Source organism: Limnohabitans sp. T6-20 (assembly GCF_003063505.1).
Lineage (GTDB): Bacteria > Pseudomonadota > Gammaproteobacteria > Burkholderiales > Burkholderiaceae_C > Limnohabitans_A.
Genome location: NZ_NERW01000002.1, coordinates 557,505 through 576,808, shown reverse-complemented (window position 1 = coordinate 576,808; position 19,304 = coordinate 557,505). Strand labels below are relative to the sequence as shown.

Annotated in this window: 20 protein-coding genes; 16 read left to right on the top strand and 4 right to left on the bottom strand. The window is 60.9% G+C overall.

From position 1 onward, the window contains the following. Positions 1-9: 9 nt before the first annotated feature. The 11 genes from B9Z33_RS08795 (at position 10) to B9Z33_RS08745 (ending at position 10,677) form a co-directional block, all read left to right on the top strand. Entirely contained in the window at positions 10-459 is a 450-nt protein-coding gene (locus tag B9Z33_RS08795; protein WP_108286627.1) for a flagellar export protein FliJ, read from the top strand. Between the two features lie 62 nt (positions 460-521). Further along, entirely contained in the window at positions 522-1,478 is a 957-nt protein-coding gene (locus tag B9Z33_RS08790) for a hypothetical protein (RefSeq protein WP_146183846.1), read from the top strand. A 171-nt stretch (positions 1,479-1,649) separates the two neighbouring features. Next, a complete protein-coding gene (locus B9Z33_RS08785; protein ID WP_108286625.1) occupies positions 1,650-2,846 on the top strand; it encodes an ABC transporter substrate-binding protein in 1,197 nt (398 codons plus the stop codon). A gap of 128 nt (positions 2,847-2,974) precedes the next feature. Then, positions 2,975-3,838 (top strand): branched-chain amino acid ABC transporter permease, encoded by an 864-nt coding sequence (locus tag B9Z33_RS08780; protein ID WP_108287071.1) that lies wholly within the window; start codon positions 2,975-2,977, stop codon positions 3,836-3,838. Positions 3,839-3,845: 7 nt separating this feature from the next. Next, positions 3,846-4,844 carry a branched-chain amino acid ABC transporter permease gene (locus B9Z33_RS08775; protein WP_108286624.1) on the top strand — a complete coding sequence of 333 codons (999 nt, stop codon included), beginning with the start codon at positions 3,846-3,848 and terminating at the stop codon, positions 4,842-4,844. Further along, positions 4,837-5,604, top strand: a complete 768-nt coding sequence (locus tag B9Z33_RS08770; RefSeq protein WP_108286623.1) for an ABC transporter ATP-binding protein — start codon at positions 4,837-4,839, stop codon at positions 5,602-5,604. The genes B9Z33_RS08775 and B9Z33_RS08770 overlap by 8 nt, the downstream gene beginning before the upstream one ends. A 1-nt stretch (position 5,605) precedes the next feature. Then, positions 5,606-6,319: an ABC transporter ATP-binding protein gene (locus B9Z33_RS08765; protein WP_108286622.1), complete on the top strand. Its 714-nt coding sequence runs from the start codon at positions 5,606-5,608 to the stop codon at positions 6,317-6,319. A gap of 286 nt (positions 6,320-6,605) precedes the next feature. After that, positions 6,606-7,421, top strand: coding sequence for an SDR family oxidoreductase (locus tag B9Z33_RS08760; RefSeq protein WP_108286621.1), 816 nt, complete (start codon positions 6,606-6,608; stop codon positions 7,419-7,421). Beyond that, positions 7,418-8,731, top strand: a complete 1,314-nt coding sequence (locus B9Z33_RS08755) for an NAD(P)/FAD-dependent oxidoreductase (RefSeq protein WP_199220315.1) — start codon at positions 7,418-7,420, stop codon at positions 8,729-8,731. Before B9Z33_RS08760 ends, B9Z33_RS08755 begins: the two co-directional genes overlap by 4 nt. A 24-nt stretch (positions 8,732-8,755) precedes the next feature. Next, positions 8,756-9,685, top strand: a complete 930-nt coding sequence (locus B9Z33_RS08750; protein ID WP_108286620.1) for a bile acid:sodium symporter family protein — start codon at positions 8,756-8,758, stop codon at positions 9,683-9,685. Beyond that, positions 9,682-10,677, top strand: a complete 996-nt coding sequence (locus B9Z33_RS08745) for an SDR family oxidoreductase (protein ID WP_108286619.1) — start codon at positions 9,682-9,684, stop codon at positions 10,675-10,677. Before B9Z33_RS08750 ends, B9Z33_RS08745 begins: the two co-directional genes overlap by 4 nt. 28 nt (positions 10,678-10,705) lie before the next feature. Here B9Z33_RS08745 and B9Z33_RS08740 read toward each other — a convergent pair whose 3' ends face one another. After that, positions 10,706-11,476, bottom strand: coding sequence for an IclR family transcriptional regulator C-terminal domain-containing protein (locus B9Z33_RS08740; protein WP_108287069.1), 771 nt, complete (start codon positions 11,474-11,476; stop codon positions 10,706-10,708). Between the two features lie 166 nt (positions 11,477-11,642). Here B9Z33_RS08740 and pobA point away from each other — a divergent pair, with 166 nt between their 5' ends. Together pobA and B9Z33_RS08730 are read left to right on the top strand one after the other, a co-directional pair. Beyond that, positions 11,643-12,842 (top strand): 4-hydroxybenzoate 3-monooxygenase, encoded by a 1,200-nt coding sequence (gene pobA / locus B9Z33_RS08735; protein ID WP_108286618.1) that lies wholly within the window; start codon positions 11,643-11,645, stop codon positions 12,840-12,842. A 285-nt stretch (positions 12,843-13,127) separates the two neighbouring features. Continuing rightward, on the top strand, positions 13,128-13,997 hold the full coding sequence (locus B9Z33_RS08730) for a CoA transferase (protein ID WP_233252773.1): 870 nt from the start codon (positions 13,128-13,130) through the stop codon (positions 13,995-13,997). Between the two features lie 6 nt (positions 13,998-14,003). On the opposite strand, the gene B9Z33_RS08725 is transcribed toward B9Z33_RS08730, so the two are convergent. The 3 genes from B9Z33_RS08725 to B9Z33_RS08715 form a co-directional block, all read right to left on the bottom strand. Then, positions 14,004-15,227, bottom strand: coding sequence for an MFS transporter (locus B9Z33_RS08725; protein ID WP_108287067.1), 1,224 nt, complete (start codon positions 15,225-15,227; stop codon positions 14,004-14,006). 108 nt (positions 15,228-15,335) lie between these two features. After that, complete coding sequence (locus B9Z33_RS08720; protein ID WP_108286617.1) at positions 15,336-16,253, bottom strand: S8 family serine peptidase; 918 nt, start codon at positions 16,251-16,253, stop codon at positions 15,336-15,338. A 26-nt stretch (positions 16,254-16,279) separates the two neighbouring features. Then, on the bottom strand, positions 16,280-16,849 hold the full coding sequence (locus B9Z33_RS08715; protein WP_108286616.1) for a hypothetical protein: 570 nt from the start codon (positions 16,847-16,849) through the stop codon (positions 16,280-16,282). Between the two features lie 201 nt (positions 16,850-17,050). Between B9Z33_RS08715 and B9Z33_RS08710 the strand changes: the two genes are divergently transcribed. From B9Z33_RS08710 to B9Z33_RS08700, 3 genes are all read left to right on the top strand, one after another. Next, a complete protein-coding gene (locus B9Z33_RS08710; protein WP_199220314.1) occupies positions 17,051-17,695 on the top strand; it encodes a LemA family protein in 645 nt (214 codons plus the stop codon). 34 nt (positions 17,696-17,729) lie between these two features. Further along, complete coding sequence (locus tag B9Z33_RS08705) at positions 17,730-18,578, top strand: YgcG family protein (protein WP_108286615.1); 849 nt, start codon at positions 17,730-17,732, stop codon at positions 18,576-18,578. A 92-nt stretch (positions 18,579-18,670) separates the two neighbouring features. Next, positions 18,671-19,216, top strand: coding sequence for a DUF1003 domain-containing protein (locus B9Z33_RS08700; protein WP_108286614.1), 546 nt, complete (start codon positions 18,671-18,673; stop codon positions 19,214-19,216). Positions 19,217-19,304: the final 88 nt, after the last annotated feature.

Sequence of the window (19,304 nt, the reverse complement as noted above, 5' to 3'; positions counted from 1 at the left end):
GACCACCGTATGCGACAAGCCCGAAACTGCTGGCCTGCCTTGGTCAAAAAAGCCAGCGACGAAGTCACTCAGACCCAAACCGAGCTGGCTGCGGCGATGGCCCGCGTGGACCAGCTCAATGCCAGCCACCAGCGGCTTTGCCGCTTGTACGATGAATACCGCCTGAAAGAGCAACAAGGCCAAACCGAAGTCATGGGCATGCAAGCGAGCATGAACCAGCGCCAGTTCATGGCCCAGTTGCTCAACTTGCAACACCGCGTGGTGCTCGACATCAGCAAAGCCGAGGCCCAAGTCACCCAATTGCGCAAAAAGCGCCAGCTGGCCGAGATGGAACTGCAAAAAATGCGGGCACTGGAAGAACAAGACCTCAAAGCCGTTCAGCGTGAAGTCAACCAATACGAACAACGACAAATGGATGCTTTGGGTGTGCGTCAGTTCAACATGCGCGCCCAAAATTGATAAATTCACGAAATAAGCATTAACTCCGCTATACTGAAAAATATTAGCGGCAGGAGTGGCGTGTGCGTTACATCGGGATTTTTGTCAGTCTGATGTTGCTGAACATCACGAGCCGGGCCGATCACCTCCCGGAACTGAGCTTGTGGCCCACCATACCCTTCATCCGGGGTCAGGATTTATGCCAGTACCAAGATGCGTATGGTCAATCCCGGGCACAGCAAGCCCAAGAGTTCTCACGTGAACTCGGTGCTTTATTGCAAGGCGGAGCAGACCCCAAGCAATCGGTGGAGTTGCTGGAAACCGTGGACAAGCTGATTCAGCAAGGCCGCAGGCAAGCGACCAGTGGCTTTGGCATGGACATGCTGCTGGAAAGCAGTTTCAAAGCCGCACTCGACCGGATCTACGACGAAGTTCACCCCAAAACCCGGCACATCAGCTTTTTCAACCCAGCCCCCCTCAATGAGCTGGTGCGCGAATTGCGCAACCAAAAACGCCAAGGCTATCTGGATGCCAGCCTGCTCAAAGGTCTCAATGCCGTGGCCTGGGGCAGCTATTCCTACAGCCCAGGATGCAAAGGCGAAGTGGTGGCCGCACTGCACTTTGAAACCGACAAAGGTCAAACTTTCAATTTCCAGGCGCGAGGCTTGCCCGAATCGGTAATGCACACCATTGCCTCGCAAGCCTTCCAGCAATTTCAAAAGACCCACTTCCCCTCCATGGTGACTTATCGGGGGCAAAAACTCCAATTGCTCGGCTCACCCGGTGCGCCAATCGGCGAAGTCAGCGCCCCTCGCAAAGCCGAACACGCCTGTCAAAGCATCCAGGCACGCCTGCCCACCCCGGGGGAATACGTGTTTTTGAGTGAACTGGGTGACTGGAATGGTGGCATCAATGCGGCCAAGGGTCTGTGGGCCCTGAGCAAAGAACGCATCTGGGCCCCTGAAATGCCCCATCCCTCTCCGGTGCGAACGGCCGACGAGATTCATGGCGCCGACATCCGCTATGTCTGCGTGCGCTGAGATGGTATTTTTGTGCACCACACTTCAGTTCATAGGGAATTCACCTAAGTTACAGGCGGCAATTTAGGCAATATACTGCATAAAAAGTAGGCCATTCAGCTCCGTCCAATGCCCATCACAGCATATGCAGAGCGCATGGCCAGTACAAGATTTTCAACCCGGAGACATCCCATGACCGATTCCGTCACATCCCGCCGCCAGCTGCTGACACAAGGTGCGGCCCTTTTGGGCACCACATCCGCCGGCCTGATGCTGCCCCAAAGTGCCCTGGCCCAAAGCGGCAAGATCCGCGTCGGCTTCATGCTGCCCTACACCGGCACCTTTGCCCAGCTGGGCGTAGCCATTGAAAACGGCGTGCGCATGGCCATCAACGAGCAAGGCGGCAAGCTCGGCGGTCGCGAGATCGAGTGGTTCAAGGTCGATGACGAATCCGAGCCGTCCAAGGCCATCGAGAACGCCAACAAACTGGTGCAGCGCGACAAGGTCGATGTGTTGATTGGCACTGTCCACTCCGGTGTGCAGATGGGCATCCACAAAGTGGCCCGCGACAGCGGCGTCATCACCCTGATCCCCAACGCTGGCGTGCACATCGCCACCCGCGCCCAGTGCGCCCCCAACGTGTTCCGCACCAGCTTCTCCAACAGCCAGCCCACCATGGCGCTGGGCGAGGCCATGGTCAAACGCGGCCACAAAAAGGCGGTCTGGATCACCTGGAAATACGCCGCTGGCGACGAAGCCTACGAAGGCTTCAAGGAAAGCTACACCAAGGCCGGTGGCACCATCGTCAAAGAGCTGGGTCTGCCCTTCCCCAACGTCGAGTTCCAGGCGCTGCTGACCGAAATCGCCGCACTCAAGCCCGATGCCGTGGCCTGCTTCTTTGCCGGTGGCGGTGCCGCCAAGTTCCTCAAGGACTACGCAGCCGCGGGCCTCAAGGGCAAGATTCCGCTGTATGGCTCGGGCTTCCTGACCGAAGGCGTGCTGGACGCCGCAGGCCCCGCAGCCGATGGCGTGCTGACCACACTGCACTACGGTGACGGCATCGAGACCAAGCGCAACAAGGAGTTCCGCCTGAACTATGCCAAGACCTTCAAGTTGCAGCCCGATGTGTATGCCGTGCAAGGCTACGACACCGGTTTGCTGCTGGTGCAAGGCGCCAACGCGGTGCAAGGCGATGTCAGCAAGAAATCCGCCATGATCAAGGCCATGGAAGTGGCCGTAATCGACAGCCCGCGCGGCAAGTGGACCATGAGCAAGTCGCACAACCCGGTGCAAGACATCTACCTGCGCGAAGTCTCCAACAAAGAGAACAAGGTGATCGGCGTTGCCGCCAAGGCACTGGCCGACTCGGGTGCCGGCTGCCGCATGTAAGCGCCCAAGTCGCCCGGTCTGCAACAGGCCGAGCGACTGAGTGAGAACCCAACGGCGGACCTGTTCCGCCGTTTTCACAAGCATTTCCCTTTGACTCCTTTGACCCCCTTGCTTTGGGCACCGACCTGATGGACTTCGTAAACTTTTTGATCCAGCTGCTCAACAGCGTCCAGTACGGGCTGCTGCTGTTCATGCTGGCCGCTGGCCTCACGCTGATCTTCGGCATCATGGGCGTGGTCAATTTGGCCCACGGCAGTTTTTACATGCTGGGCGCTTTTCTGGCCTGGTCCTTGTCGAGCATGCTGGGCAGTTTCACACTGGCCATCATCGTGGGCACTGTGCTGTCGGTGGTGTTTGGCCTCTTGCTCGAAAAGCTCCTGTTCAAACACTTCTACCACCGTGACCACCTGGACCAGGTGTTGCTGACCTTTGGCCTGATCTACGTGTTTGAAGAAATGCGTTCCATGCTCTGGGGCGACGACGTGCACGGCGTGCAGATTCCCGAAGCGCTATCGGCCTCCATTGCCTTGACCGATACGCTGTCTTACCCGGTCTACCGCCTGTTCATGTCGGGCGTGTGCCTGGTGCTGGCGCTTGGCCTGTATTTGCTGATCTCTAAAACCCGGCTGGGCATGAAGATCCGCGCCGGTGCTTTCAACCACGAAATGACCGAAGCGCTGGGTGTGAACATCAGCCTGATCCACGCGGTGGTGTTTGCGCTGGGCGTGGGCCTGGCATCCATTGCCGGCATGATTGCCGCTCCAATTTCCAGCGTCTACCCCAATATGGGCGGCCAAGTGCTGATCATGTGCTTTGTGGTCGTGGTCATTGGCGGTATCGGCTCGGTGCGCGGCGCACTGATCGCAGCGCTTTTGGTCGGACTGGTCGACACTTTCGGCAAAGTTTTGTTGCCTCAAATTTCGGGCATGCTGGTGTATGTGCTCATGGCCGCGGTGCTTTTGTACAAGCCCGAAGGCCTTTTCAAACAGTGAGATCTTCATGAGCGCCCCCCAAACCCATCTGGAAATCCTGCCGCGCAGCGTGCAGTTGCTGCTCGTGCTGGGCCTCGTGGCCCTGCTGGCCTTCCCCTTTGTCGGCAGCAACTTCTACATCGACATGGTCAACCGCATGATGATCCTGGCCATCTTTGCCATGAGCCTCGATTTGCTGCAAGGCGTCACCGGCCTGGTGTCTTTGGGTCATGCGGCCTACTTTGGCATCGCCGGTTACGCGCTGGCCTTCCTGACCCCACAAGACACGCCTGCAAGCCTGTATACCAGCTTGCCGCTGGCGGTGGGTGCTTCGGCGCTGGCCGCGCTCGTCATCGGTTTTCTGGTGGTGCGCACGCACGGCATCTACTTCATCATGGTCACCATGGCCTTTGCGCAAATGGTGTTTTTCCTGTTCTTTGACAACAAGGCGCTGGGCGGCTCGGACGGCATCTTCTTGAACTTCAAGCCCGATGCCGTGCTGATCGACCTTGAAAACAAACAGGTGTTTTATTACTTCACGCTGGCCTGCCTGGTGTGTGTGTATGCCTTCTTGCGCCGACTGCTGTGGAGCCCCTTTGGCCGGGCCCTGTCGGGCATCCGCGTGAACGAGCACCGCATGCGTGCACTGGGCTTTGGCACCTTCAGCCACAAGCTGGCGGCCTTCACGCTGGCAGGCGCACTGGCTGGCTTGGCCGGTTATTTGTGGGCAGCGCAAAGCGGCTTTGTGAACCCTGAACTCATGGGCTTTCACATGAGCGCGCACGCCATCATGATGGTCATCCTGGGCGGCATGGGCAACTTTGCCGGGGCCATCGTCGGTGCGTTCAGCTTTGAAATGCTGCTGCACATCTTCAAGGACTTGCCCGATGTGGGAGAGTTCAAGACCGGCAAACATTGGCAGATGTGGATGGGCCTGTTCATCGTGGCCCTGATCGTGTTTGCGCCCAAAGGCATTTTGGGCCTGATCAACCGGGCGTTTGCACGCAAGGAGTCAAGCCATGAGTGAAGCCCAAGTTCTTCTGTCGGCCCGCCAGCTGACCAAGCGTTTTGGGGGCTTGGCGGCCGTCAACGAAGTCAGCGTCGATTTGTGGCACGGGCGCATCCATGCCGTGATCGGCCCCAACGGCGCAGGCAAATCCACGCTGACCAACTTGCTGTCGGGCGACCTGCCACCCACCTCGGGCCAGATCACACTGAATGGCCACGACATCAGCGGCTGGACACCCGAGAAAATTTCGCGCCACCGGTTGGGCCGCAGTTACCAGAAGACCAACATCTTCCGCACCTTCAGCGTGTGGGACAACGTGCGTCTGGCGGCGCAGTCTCGCGTGCAGCCCTCGCCCTTCAACCCGCTGGGCTGGCTCAGTCAGGCCACGAACATGCGGGCCGTCAACGAACGGGCCGAGCGCGCCATGGAGCTGGCCGGCTTGCAAAACCGCCGCAACACCATCGCCGGCGCGGCCAGCCACGGCGAGCAACGCCAGCTGGAGATCGCCATGACGCTGGCCACCGAACCGGTGGTCTTGTTGCTGGACGAACCGCTGGCCGGCATGGGCGTGGCCGAAGCTGAAAGCATGGTGCAGCTCTTGCTGCGCCTGAAAAAAGACCACGCCATGATGCTGGTGGAACACGACATTGACGCGATCTTCACCCTGGCCGACCACCTGACGGTGATGGTCAACGGCCAGGTGATCGCCAGCGACAAACCCCCAGTCGTGCGTGCCGACAGCGGCGTGCAAGCGGCCTACCTGGGTGAGGAACACTGACATGAGCGAGTTGTTGATCAACGCCCAAGGCCTGCAAACCTATTACGGGGCCAGCCACATCCTGCGCGGCATCGACTTCACTGTCGGCCGCGGCGAAACCATTGGCCTGATGGGCCGCAACGGCATGGGCAAAAGCACCCTGCTCAAGTCCATCATGGGCATCGTGCCGCCGCAAAGCGGCACCGTGCAGATCAAGGGCCAGACCATGAACGGCCGCCCCACCTTTCAAGTGGCGCAACTGGGCATCGCCTATGTGCCCGAGGGCCGGGGCATCTTTGGCAACCTGAGCGTGGTGGAGAACCTGAAAATGGCCGCCCGTGCAGGCACCCGTGGCCAGCGCGACTGGACGTACGAGCGCGTGTTGGAAACCTTCCCGCGCCTGACCGAGCGCCTGAACCACGGCGGCCAGCAGCTGTCTGGCGGTGAACAGCAAATGCTGACCATTGGCCGGGCCTTGATGACCAACCCCGATGTGCTGATCCTGGACGAAGCCACCGAGGGCCTGGCCCCGCTGATCGCCCGCGAAATCTGGCGCATTTGCAGTCTGATCAAAGAAAGCGGCATCAGCGCCATCATCGTGGACAAAAACTGGAAACACGTCACCCAGATCACCGACCGTAACGTCATTTTGGTCAAAGGCCAGGTGGTGTTTGAAGGCTCGTCGCAAGCCCTGCACGACGATCCGAGCGTGCTGGAGCAGCATCTGGGCGTTTGAACGTCGCCGCGAAATCTCTGCAGGAGGCCTGTTCTGCAAAAGACGCAACCCAGCCCATTGTGGGAGGTCGCCCCTGCGGCCGAAGCTTGTCGCAGGCGTGAACCTGAACCAAGGCTTTGGGTCAAGCATCCATTCGCGAGCAGGGGCTCGCTCCCACAAGAAAAAGCCAATTTCTTAGCTCGCTCCCACAACCGCTTCGATCCACTTAACAGCAAGGGTCTTCACCAGCGTGCAAACGCGCTGACCGGTGCCAGAATAGCCTTTTGACTTCAGACTCAGAGGGTGCATGTTTCGCAACGCGGTGATCACAGGGGCTTGTGGTGGATTGGGCCAGGCCCTGGCCCAAGAACTGATGGCATCGGGCGCGCAGGTCGCGCTGGTGGGTTTGAACCGCCCCGCCCTGCAAGCGCTGGCCGCTCTGGCCCCGGATCGCACCCGCATTTACACCCCCGACGTGTCTGATGCCTCGGCCATGCAAGCCATGGCCAGTGAATGGCTTGCACACCACGGCACGCCCGATCTGGTGATCGCCAACGCCGGTGTGGCGGGTGGCTTTGAAACGGCCGACCCGGCCGACCTAGTCGTGATGCGCCGCATGCTCGAAATCAACCTGCTGGGCGCGGCCACCACCTTTCAGCCTTTCTTGCAGGCCATGCTGGACAGCCAGCGCCCGGGCGCCTTGGTGGGTGTGGCCAGTGTGGCGGGCTGGCGCGGTATGCCCGGTAACGGCGCCTATTGCGCCAGCAAAGCCGGACTCATCGCCTATTTGCAAAGCCTGCGCGCTGAGCTGCGCCCCAGCCGCCTGACCGTGCACACCATCAGCCCCGGTTATTTGCGCACCGCGCTCACGGCAGGCAACACCTTTGCCATGCCCGGCCTGCTGGAGCCCGAAGCCGCTGCCCGAGCCTTGCTGCAAGGCGTGGCCCGGGGGCGTGAACACATTGTTTTGCCCCGCCGCATCGGCTGGCTGTCGCAAGCCTTGTCGCTGTTGCCCGCGCGCTGGCACGACCGCATCTTGCTCGGCCAACCCCGTAAACCCCGCGCCCACCAGGCCGGTGCCACCCCGATTCCCGGACTCTCAGACACCCACACATCCTCATGAGCATCGCGACACAACAACAAATTGCCTTGATCGGCGCAGGTCCTTCTGGTTTGGCGGGCGCACGTGCGCTTAGCCAACACGGCATCGCCTTTCAAGGCTTTGAAGCCCACACCGATGTGGGGGGGCTGTGGAACATCGGCAACACCCGCTCCACGGTGTACGAGTCAGCCCACCTGATCTCCAGCAAGCGCACCACCGAGTTCAAGGAGTTCCCCATGCCCGAGGGCACGGCCGACTACCCCAGCCACCGCGAGTTGCTGGATTACTTCAAGGCCTATGCCGAGCACTTTGACCTGAAGCGCCACTACCGTTTTGGCGTGCGGGTCATCCAGGTTGAGCCCGTGAGCGATGCGCCCGACACGCTGTGGCGCGTGACCATCGATGCAGGCCAAGGCCAGCTGGAAACCCACGAGTACAAAGGGGTGGTCATTGCCAACGGCATCCTGGCCGAACCCAACATGCCGCATTGGCCTGGCCAGTTCAGCGGGCAACTCCTGCACACCTCAGCCTACAAAAAAGCCGAGCAATTCAAGGGCCAACGGGTGCTGATCGTAGGCGCTGGCAATTCGGGCTGCGACATCGCTGTGGACGCCGTGCACCACGCGCAAAGCGTGGACATCTCGGTGCGCCGGGGCTATTACTTTGTCCCCAAATACGTGTTCGGTCTGCCCGCCGACACCGTGGGCGGCAAGACCAAGCTGCCGCGCTGGCTCAAGCAAAAAGTCGACAGCACCATGCTCAAGTGGTTCACCGGCGACCCGGTGCGCTTTGGTTTTCCCAAGCCCGACTACAAGATGTACGAGTCACACCCCATCGTGAACTCGCTCATCCTGCACCACATCGGTCACGGCGACGTGAAAGTGCGGCCCGATGTCGCGCGGCTCGATGGCCACACCGTTCACTTCAAGGACGGCAGCCAAGCCGACTACGACCTGGTCATGGCTGCCACCGGCTACAAACTGCATTACCCCTTCATCAACAACGCGCTGCTCAACTGGCAAGGCATGGCGCCGCAGCTGTACCTAAATATTTTTGCGCCCCGATTTGACCGCTTGGCCGTGCTGGGCATGGTCGAGGCGGCAGGCCTGGGCTGGGAAGGCCGCGCCGAACAGGCCGAAGTCATGGCAAGGTACTTCAAAGGGCTTGACCAAGCCGCGCCCCAAGCCCTGGCGTTGTCCAAAGCGCGCCAAGGCCCCTCGCCCGATTTGTCGGGCGGCTACCGTTATCTGAAAGTCGAGCGCATGGCCTGCTACGTCAACAAAGACGTGTACCGCGAAACCATGCGCAAAACTGCCGCTCAACTGGCCTGACCTTCACTCTTCACGAAAGCCCACATGCTGCCTGTTGACGACATCCGCTTGAACTTCAACCCTGCCTCGCTGGCCGTACTCAACGCGGTGCTGGGCTTTTTGATGTTCGGCATCGCGCTCGATACCCGCATCGACGACTTTCGCCGTCTGCTGCGCATGCCCATGGCCTTTGCGGTGGGCATCGCTGCGCAATTTTTGTTGCTGCCTGCCATCACCTATGTGCTGACCCTGGTGCTGCAGCCCTCGCCCAGCATCGCTTTGGGCATGATCCTGGTGGCCTGTTGCCCGCCCGGCAACGTGAGCAACATACTGACCCACCGCGCCAATGGCAATGTGGCGCTCAGTGTGTCGATGACCGCCGTGTCCAACGCCATCTCGGTGTTTGCCATGCCGCTCAACTTTGCTTTCTGGGGCAGCATCCACCCCACGGCCTCTGGCCTGCTGACCACCATTGCACTCGATCCGCTGCAAATGTTTGGCCACATCCTGCTCATCATTGGCCTGCCCTTTGTGCTGGGACTGGCCTGTGTGCAGCGCTTTCCGGCCTTCACTGAGCGCTTCAAAAAACCATTGCGCATCATCAGCTTTCTGGCGTTGATCGGCTTCATCGTCGGTGCCATTGCGGGCAACTGGCGTTACTTCATGGATTACGTCGGGCTGGTGCTGCTGGCCGTGGTGCTGCACGATGCGCTGGCCTTTGGCACCGGCTACGCCGTGGCACGGGTGGCACGCCTGTCCGACTACGACTGCCGAGCGCTGTCCATCGAGGTGGGCATCCGCAATGCGGGCCTCGGTCTGGTGCTGATTTTCAGCTTCTTTGACGGGCTGGGCGGCATGGCCGTGGTGGCCGGTGTGTGGGGCTTTTGGGACATCATCGCGGGCCTGATCCTGGCCGGCTTCTGGGCGCGCCGACCTCTGCGCAGTGGCGGGCCGGTGGCGGAAAGCGCCGCATGAATGCCACATCCCCCAAGGCATGCCGGGTGCTGGTCACCGGTGCCGCTGGTTTTCTGGGGCAAGGGCTGATCGGGGCATTGGCCCAAGACAGCCGGTGCGAGACGGTGGTCGCCGTGGATGTGCGCGAAATGCCTGCAGCGCAGCAGCTGCCCGGCATCACACATGTCACGCAAGACGTGCGCGACCCGGCGCTGGCAGACACCATGGCCGCGCACCGCATCGACACCGTGGTCCATCTGGCGTCCATCGTCACGCCGGGCAAAGACTCGAACCGTGCTTTTGAATATTCAGTCGATGTAGGCGGCACGCAAAACGTGCTGCAAGCCTGCGTGCAGCACGGTGTGCGGCACATTGTGGTGTCATCCAGCGGCGCGGCCTATGGCTACCACGCCGACAACGCCCCATGGCTGACCGAAGACATGCCCCTGCGCGGCAACGAGACCTTTGCCTATGCACACCACAAACGCTTGGTCGAAGAGATGCTGGCGCACTACCGCCAAAGCCACCCGCAACTGGCGCAAACCGTGCTGCGCATCGGCACCATCCTGGGCGAGCGGGTGGACAACCAGATCACCGCCTTGTTTGAGAAGCCTCGCCTGCTGGCCATCCGGGGCAGCGACAGCCCCTTTGTGTTCATTTGGGATGAAGACGTGACCGGCGCCATCCTGCACGCGCTGAGTGGACAGGCCCAAACCGGTTGCTTCAACCTGGCGGGTGACGGCGCGCTCACGATCTTCGAGATCGCCCAGCGGCTGAACAAACAGCCTCACGTGTTACCGGCTTGGCTGCTCAAATCGGCCTTGTGGCTGGGCAGCCGATTGGGGGTGAGTCGCTATGGCCCCGAGCAGCTTGACTTTTTGCGCTACCGCCCGGTGCTGCTGAACACGGCACTCAAAACCCACTTTGGCTACCCCCCTGCCAAAACCAGCGCCCAAGCATTCGAGGCGTTTGTGGCGGCGCGAGCACGACAAAACCGCCCAGTCAAACGCTGATCACCCCAGCGTGGGCGCTCACCCGCTGTCAGAGCAAAGGCCGCAACTCTCGCGCTGCGTCCAACAACAAGGGCAGCCATTTGTGCTGCACGGCCGCATCGGACAGCTGATCGGGCGTACCCACCACGTTCAATGCGGCCAAGGTTTGCCCCTGCATGTTGCGCAGGGGCACGGCCAAGGCGTGAATGCCCAATTCGTGCGCATCGCGGGCCAGACAATGATCGTCTTGCCTGACCTTGTCGATCAAGGTCTTGAACCGGGCCAAGCCCACTTCGGTTTGCGGCGTCAAGCGCGCCAGCTCACGGCCCTTGAGCCAGGCATTGAATTCGGCCTTGGGCCAATTGGCCAGCAGCACACGGCCGGTGGAGGTGGCGTGTGCAGGCAGACGTGCCCCCAAGTGCAGGCCATAGGCCTGATGCCGCACAGGTTCGGCCATGCCTGCGCTGCGCGCCACGATCACACCCTCGCCACCGTCGAGCACCACCGCGCTGAAAGCCGCCTGTGTTTGCTGCGCCAGTCGGTTGAGCGTGGGCTGCAAAGTGCGCGGCAAGCGCGAAGTGGCCATGTAGCTGCCCGCCAAGCGCAGCACCCGAGCCGACAGCCAGTAGTGGCTGCCGTCGGTTTCCAGATAGCCCAACTCGGCCAGCGTGAGCAAATGCCGCCGCGCCGCTGCCCGCGTGATGCCGGTGCGCTGCGCGGCCAGCGTGGCGTTCAGGCGCTGGCGTTCGGTGTCAAAGGCTTCGAGCACGGCCAGGCCTTTGGCCAGGCCTTCGATGTAGTCTGCTTTGGCGATGGTCATGTGCACCTTGATGAAGTGGGAGGCTGCCATTGCAGCTGAATGGTTTTGCGCGATGATCGCACAAAAAACTCAACGATCGCACAAACTCAGCGCACGGTGTGACGCGACAGCGCAGCGCCCACCTAAGCTAGCGGGCATTGTTTGGACACCGCACGGAGACAAATTCATGACCAAAGCCACCCGCACCCAGGTTGCCATCATTGGCGCAGGCCCTTCGGGCTTGCTGCTGGGGCAGCTGCTCCACAAAGCCGGCATCGACACCATCATCCTTGAGCGCCAAAGCGGCGACTATGTGCTCTCGCGCATTCGCGCGGGTGTGCTCGAGCAGGTGACCATGGACCTGCTCGATGAAGCAGGGGTCGGCCAGCGCATGCACGCAGAAGGTCTGATCCACGGCGGCTTTGACCTGCTGTTCAAGGGCGCGCGCCACCGCATCAACATGAACCAGCTCACCGGCGGCAAAAACGTCATCGTTTACGGCCAAACCGAAGTCACCCGCGACCTGATGGACGCCCGCCAGGCCGCAGGCTTGCCCACCATTTACGAAGCGGACAACGTGCAGGTGCACGAGTTCGACTCGGCCAAGCCCCGCGTCACTTACGAAAAAGACGGCCAGACCCACACCATCGAGTGCGATTTCATCGCGGGCTGCGACGGTTTTCATGGCGTGTGCCGCGCCAGCGCCCCCAAAGACAAGATTCGCGAATACGAAAAGGTCTACCCCTTCGGCTGGCTGGGCGTGCTGTCCGACACCCCGCCTGTTCACCACGAACTGATTTACGCCAACAGCACACGCGGCTTTGCCCTGTGTTCACAGCGCAGCGCCACACGCAGCCGCTACTACCTGCAAGTGCCGCTGACCGACAAGGTGGAAGACTGGAGCGACGAGGCTTTCTGGGAAGAGCTGCGCAAGCGCCTCGACCCCGAAGCCCGCGAGCACCTGGTGACGGGCCCCAGCATTGAAAAAAGCATCGCCCCACTGCGCAGTTTTGTGACCGAGCCGATGCGCTTTGGCCGCATGTTCCTGGCCGGTGACGCCGCCCACATCGTGCCGCCCACAGGCGCCAAAGGCCTGAACTTGGCCGCCACCGACGTGAAGTACCTGTCCACCGCCATCATCGAGTATTACCAGGAGAACTCCGAAGCAGGCATCGACAGCTACTCAGAGCGCTGCCTGCGCCGCATCTGGCGGGCCGAGCGCTTCAGCTGGTGGTTCACCAGCCTGATGCACAACTTCCCGGAAAACGGCGACATCGGCCAGAAGTTCCAGGACGCCGAACTCGATTACCTGATCCACAGCGAAGCGGGCTCACGCACCATCGCCGAAAACTACGTGGGCCTGCCACTGGACTTCGGCGACCAGTAAACCCGCAGAAATCTGAGCTGCACAGCGACCGACGAGGCCCCTGTGGGAGTTCGCCCCTGCGGCCGAATACGTGCACAGCCACAGCCCACATTCGCAAGCAGGGGCTCGCTCCCGCAAGGAGTTCGCCACTGCGGCTGATTGTTGATCCCTGTGGGAGGCTGCCCCTGCAGCCGAATACCTGCACAGCCACAGCCCACATTCGCGAGCAGGGGCTCGCTCCCACTTGGCATGGGTGTCGCGCATGGGCAGCCACTGGCCAAGTGCCCTCCTAAAATGCAGGGCACTATGAGCACCCACAAACCCCTGCGCGGCACGCGCATCCTGAGCCTTGCCCTCAACCTGCCCGGCCCCGCCGCCCTCATGCGTTTGGCCGACATGGGCGCCAGCTGCACCAAGGTCAATCCACCCGCCGGTGACCCGATGCAGCACTACACGCCCAGCGGCTACGACTTGCTGCACAAAGGTGTCAAGCACAAAACGCTGGACCTCAAAACAGAAGCAGGCCAAGCCGCACTGCACAAGCTGCTGCCCAGCACCGATGTGCTGCTGACCTCGTTTCGCCCCTCGGCCCTGACCAAGCTCGGCCTGAGCTGGAAAACGCTGCACAAGCAATACCCCACGCTCAGCCTGATCGAAGTGGTGGGTGCCCCCGGCCCGTTGGCCGAGATTCCTGGCCATGATTTGACCTATCAAGCCGAGGCAGGTCTGGTCAACGGCATGGACCTGCCCCCAAGCTTGTTCGCCGACATGGGCGGTGCGCTCATGGCCAGCGAAGCCACGCTCAAGGCACTGATCTCGCTCAAGACCACAGGCAAAGGCTCGCGCCACGAAGTGGCCTTGTCAGACGCGGCCGCCTGGCTGGCCCTGCCCCGCCAGCTGCGCATGACCACACCCGATGGCGCGGTGGGCGGTGCACACGCAGGCTACCGCATGTATGCCTGTAAAAACGGTCGTGTGGCCGTGGCGGCGCTTGAACCCCACTTTGCACTGAGCCTGTGCGAAGCCGCTGGCGTCAAGCTGGCGCACCCGGTGAACGACCTCTTCAAGCCCGCCACGCGCAAAGCCATCGAGGCCTTCCTGGCAGGCCAAACACGCGCCCAGCTCGACAAACTGGCCGAAGCCAAAGACATCCCGCTGATGACGCTGCCGCGCTGAGCACGGTCAGTCCGGCAAGGGCTCGGGCAGGCGCTTGAGCGTCCTCACCTTGGACGCGCTGATGATGATCGCCTGCACACCAAAGCCCAACACCACGCACCACAAGCTGACCGACACCGGAAAGCTCACACCCAACACACCGCCCAGCGCCGCCCCCAAAGGGCGAGCGCCTGTGCTGACCACGATGTTGATTGACGTGACCCGCCCGATCATGGCGCGGGGCGTCACGGTCTGGCGCAAAGTGGTGGAGGTGATGGTCCAGATGATCGGGCCTGCGCCAAAGAAAAAGTAAGACAAGGCTGCCAACCAGCCGTGTGGCCAAAACAACGTCATGGCCATGGTGGTCGCCGCCAACACCGAGAAATAAGGCCCGAGCAAAATCGCCCGACCGAATGGCAGCAGTGCGACGACACGCGGTGCCAGCAAAGCGCCCACGATCATGCCAACGCCGTAACAGGCCAGCGTCACGCCCACCCCACTCGCGTCCAACCCCAGGTCATGGATCGCATACGGCACATAAGCCGCCTGCAGCATGAACCACGAGATGTTCCAGGCGATGGAGCAAAACACGATGGGGCGGAGCAAATCACTCCTCCACACCCACTTGGCCCCGTCTTGCAGCTCCAGCAAAGGGTGGCGTGCTGGCATCGCCGCACGAGCCGGCTCGGCAATGCCGCGCAAGCACAGCACGGCCGACATCGACAACATGCCCGACAGCACAAAGGCCGCCGATGCGCCTGTCCAGGCGATCAGGGCTCCGGCCAACGCGGGACCTGCAGCAAACGCGGCGCTGCGCGCCAGCTCCAGCCGGCCATTGGCCTGCGCCAAACCTTCTACATTCACCAGCGCAGGCACCAGCGAAGGTGCAGCCACACTGAAAGCCACCGTGCCGACCGCCGCCATGAAGCCGATGATGGCCAGCGCTGTAATCGACACATGCCCCGTGACGATCAGCGCCAGCAACAGCAGCAAAGCCATTGCCCGCAACGACTCGGCCAAAGCCATCAAACGGGTGCGCGAAGTGCGATCTGCCAGCAAGCCCAAAGGCATGGCCAGCAATAAAAATGGCAAGGACTGGATGGAGGCCAGCAAGCCGATTTCGCCCGGCCCGGCCTTGAGCAACAGCACCGCCACGATGGGCACGGCAGCCAGGCTCAGTTGCTCGGCCGACTGCGCCAACAAATTGGACCAAGCCAGCCTGCGAAAAGAAGCGGAAAGAAGATGGGGCATCAAAGACCTTTCGATGCCGGACATCCTAAAGCAGGCAAGCCCTGCAGGGTGACGCGCTCGACACAGGTCGCGTCCTCTGCAGGGCTTGACGGGATGAATTCAGGGTCTTTATTGAATGCTGATGGGCGCCAATGCGCGGGTGATGCTCGCTTCACCGCGGCCGTGTGTGGCCGCGTTGTAGTTGGAGATCGTGTCCTGGCGTGCCGTGTTCAGCAACTGGTTGGTGATTTGAGTTGCCGTAGCTTTGGTGAACTTGCTGCCCAAAATAGCCGAATAGCCTGTGATGATGGGCGCTGCAAAAGAAGTGCCGTACAAACCCGTTTTGGCACCGTCCACCCCCACCACAAGGAACTGGTTCTGCACGGTGGCATCGGCACCGGGCGTGTTGGAGTAGGAGGCCAAACTTGCAGGTGCGCTGGTCGTGCCGTTGGTATTCAAGGCACCAACATAAATCGCGGACTGCGCGCCTTTGAGCGACACGTTCAGGTAGTCGACATTGCCAGATGCATTGGCAGCGCCGATGGCCACCGCATCATTGCCCGCCGCCTTGGAGATGACGGCTTTGCCATTCTGTGCGTAGCTGATGATGGATGTTTCCTGCGCGCTCCAACCAATTTGGGAAGGGGTGAAACCCGCTGCGGCATACATGCCGTAACTCAAATTCAGCACGTTCAGCCCACGGTTCAACGCCACCGTTGTGCCCGAGGTGAAGTCTTGCGAACGCAGGGTGGCCGATGGCGCAATCATGCTGGCCTCTTTCAAAGTCCACTCGCCGTGGCGCAGCAGCTGGGTTCCCTGCCCCAAATTGCCATACAAGCCTTGGTTGCTGCGGAAATCATCGACCACCGTGACCGTGACGCCCGAGCCTTTGTAGCCTTGCTTCCAGGCATCGGCCACTTCGGGGCTCATCCAGGTTTGCAATTGAGGCGCGGGCGCAGTTTTGCCGGGGCCGCTTTTTTGTGCATGCGCAGCTGTCAGGGCCAACAGCCCCAGTGATGCCAAAGAAACAATGCGAATGATTTTCATGGTGAACCTCTCTGCTTGCAAAAAACTCAAAAAACAAGGGTGTACCGAACCCAGACGTTGTGCCGATCTGGCGGCAACGCATTGGTCAGGTACTTCAATGTTTCGGTGGGCGTCATCTCGCTGGCGGCCAGCCTGCAATTGACCTGCTCAACGCCACCAATGTCGCCATAGTCGGCGGTGCAGGTTTTTTCTTTCATCCGGCCCCCGAGCACCGATGTGGCACGAACCGAAAAATAGGCATTCAAGCCCACCTTGGTCTGGTAAACAACACCCAATTTCAGGCTGGGTGAAATGCTGTATTTCTCGGCCCGTTCGCCCGTGCTTGCGCCCCACAGCACGCCAAACTCTGGCGTGAGTTGGGTCATCCAGGTCGCGCGCATGTCTGTCCACTTCGGGCGGTACCACCTGTCAAATCCGACCCACTGGCCACCGGCAGACTCAAAGCCCCCTGTGCGGAACTCTGCTGCGCGTTTGGACTGCTCAGAGCCCTGAACCAACTCCACCAGATGCGTTGTTGAGGCGGGCGCGAGCTGCCAAACCTTGTCCTGAAAAGCCATGGCAGGTGCAGACGCCAAGGCCAAGAGGCCCCAGGACATGGCAAGTGCGGAATGAGGATTCATAAGCATTTATCGATTGTATCGTCGATATACACATTTATCAGTACATATTCACCAAAATCAGCATCTCAAATGAGGAAGCACCCACGCTTCTGGCCCGCCCCGTGCGTGGGTCAGCGCACTGTGCAGCGGCCCCGACAGACATACCCTTGCAACACACCCACCACTGCAAGGCCAGACATGTCTTTTTCTTTCAACCGATGGATCACCCTGCTTCTGATGTCTGTAGTCCTCAGCCTGACGGGCTGCGGCTACAACCAGTTTCAAAGCGACACCGAGCAAGTCAAGGCCAGCTGGTCTGAGGTGCTCAGCCAGTACCAGCGCAGGGCCGACCTGATCCCCAATCTGGTCAATGTGGTCAAAGGCCAGGCCGACTTTGAGCAGAGCACCTTGCAAGCCGTGGTCGAGGCACGGGCCAAAGCCACGTCCATCCAGGCATCGCCAGAACTGGTGAACGACCCACAAGCCTTTCAAAAGTTTCAGCAAGCCCAAAAAGACCTGTCCGGCAGCCTGTCGCGCTTGCTGGTGGTGTCTGAAAACTACCCTGCCCTGCGCGCCAATCAGGGCTTCATTGACCTGCAAGCACAGCTGGAGGGCACAGAAAACCGCATCGCTGTGGCCCGCAACCGTTACATCAAAGCTGTCCAGGACTACAACGTCACCGTGCACTCCTTTCCATCCAACCTGACCGCCATGGCGCTGGGCTACAAAGAAAAACCCAATTTTGCGGTCGAGAACGAACAGGCCATTGCCAAACCACCCGAGGTCAATTTCGGAAAACCTGCCAGCCCATCGCCAGCTTCCAAAGCGGGGTCCCCTCAGTGAACTCTTGCAACGGTGCGCATTCAGGTGAAATGCCATGCGCATGACACAGCCTGCGAGCTGGCTGCTCATGCTCAGCGCACTGTTGAGTTGGACACTTGGCAGCGCCCAGGTGCCGTCACAGCCCCCGCAACCGCTGGCGGTGCCTGCTTTGTCAGGCCATGTCATTGACCAGACCCACACGCTGACCACAGCGCAACAAAAACAGATCGAAGAGGCATTGACCGCCTTCGAACTGCGCAAAGGCAGTCAACTGGCCGTGTTGCTTGTGCCCACCACCCAGCCGGAGACCATTGAGCAATATGCGCTGCGCGTGGCAGAACAATGGCAACTGGGGCGCACAAAGGTGGACGATGGTGCCATTCTGCTTGTGGCCAAAGACGACCGTACCGTGCGCATCGAAGTAGGCTATGGGCTGGAAGGTGCGCTGAACGATGCCACCAGCAAACGCATCATCGAAGAGGTCATCACCCCCAGCTTTCGCCAGCAAGACTTTGCGGGCGGCATCCTGGCAGGACTGCAACGCATGATGGGCGTGATCGACGGCGAACCGCTGCCCACCCCAACAGCCAAGTTGCCTCAAGACCCGTGGAACAACATCACCTGGATCATCGTGGCGGGCGCCTTGCTCGGTTTCGTGTTGCGATCCGTTCTGGGGCGCACCCCGGGCGCGGTCATGACGGCGGCGATTGTGGCGACAGCCAGCTGGTTCTTGCTCGGGGTGTTTTCGCTGGCACTGATCGCTGGCGGCATCACCTTACTGACCACCTGGGTTGGCATTGCCGGACTGCTTCGAGCTCGCTACGGCGGCCGAGGTGGCCCTGGCGGCGGGTTCAAGGGCGGTGGCGGGGGATTTGGCGGTGGTGGCGCATCCGGCAAGTGGTAAATCGGCTCAACACACTGCGCTCAGGAAAACGCCTCTTGCCGCAGGCACTCAAGCCCCGATACCCTATGCTGTGGGCTTCCGCGAGGTCCAACATGACAGACAACTCCGCCCTGCCCAAGCCGCAGCACATCTCACCCGAAGACGCCCGTCAGCTCGCCGCTCTGAGGGCCCACCGACGTGCACACCGGCACAAGCACATCCCGCAGGTGCTGGCGCAACCAGAACACTTCGACATTGCGCCCCCCACACGCGGGCAACGGCTGGCCGACCAAGTCGCGGCCACCATTGGTTCGTGGCGATTCATCGTCTTTCAGAGCACCGCCATTGCCATCTGGATCACCGGCAACGTATTGACCGGGCCCAGCGCTTGGGACCCGTACCCCTTCATTCTGCTCAACCTGTTGCTGTCCTTTCAGGCGGCCTATACGGCCCCGGCCATCATGATGAGCCAGAACCGTCAATCCGAACTTGACCGCAAGCATGCGCAAAACGACTACGAAATCAACGTCAAAGCCGAGCTGGAGATCGAGCTTTTGCACGAGAAAATCGACATCATGAAAGAGCAGGAACTGCTGGCCCTGACTCAGGCCGTGCGCGACCTGTCAGCCCAAGTGAAGGCACTTACCCAGCGAGTTTGAGACAATCCCCCCCATGGATACACCTTGGCTAGAACACATCACGATGCTCACTTGGCGCATGGCCAGCTATGCCACGCTCAATCTGATC